This is a genomic window from Peptoniphilus sp. HMSC062D09 (assembly GCF_001811425.1).
Lineage (GTDB): Bacteria > Bacillota > Clostridia > Tissierellales > Peptoniphilaceae > Peptoniphilus_A.
Genome location: NZ_KV804745.1, coordinates 167,278 through 168,007 on the forward strand (window position 1 = coordinate 167,278; position 730 = coordinate 168,007).

General features: G+C 39.3%; 1 protein-coding gene. It reads left to right on the forward strand.

The annotated features are described in order from the left end of the window. A partial coding sequence (locus HMPREF2801_RS08565; RefSeq protein WP_070611885.1) for a VirB6/TrbL-like conjugal transfer protein, CD1112 family occupies positions 1–730 on the forward strand: 730 nt, incomplete at both ends.

The window sequence follows — 730 nt, forward strand, 5'->3', positions numbered from 1 at the left end:
GTTTCTTGACATCAACGATAAAGTTGGTGCAGTTGCAACAGATGTAGGAAAAACTCCCATGGGGTGGAACGGAGATGTATTTGCCTTTATCAAAAGCATTAACGATTCCGTCATTATTCCCATAGCGGGACTAATCATCACAGCAGTCCTTTGTATTGAGCTTATCAATATGGTAATGCAGAAAAACAATATGCATGATACGGACACCTTTGAATTTTTTAAGTACATCATTAAGATGTGGATTGCTGTATGGTTAGTATCTCATGCTTTTGAGTTTTCAATGGCAGTCTTTGATGTGGCACAACATATGGTAAATAAGGCGGCAGGGGTGATAAATACCTCTGCCACCGTTTCCGGAGATCAGATAGTGGCAATGATGGATACCTTAAAAGAAAAGGGGCTTGGAGAGCTTGTCATGATTCTCTTTGAAACCTCACTCATAAAGGTTGCCATAGAGGTAATTTCCATTGTAATCATGCTTGTGGTTTACGGAAGAATGTTTGAGATTTATGTTTACTCATCGGTTTCAGCCATTCCATTTGCCACAATGGGAAACAAAGAGTGGGGACAAATTGGAACAAACTATATCAAAGGACTGTTTGCACTGGGGCTACAAGGACTCTTTTTAATGGTTTGTCTTGGAATATATGCAGTATTAGTTAAGACAATAAAGATAACAGATATACACACAAGTACCATGACGATACTTGGATATGCGGTTTTGCTGGGG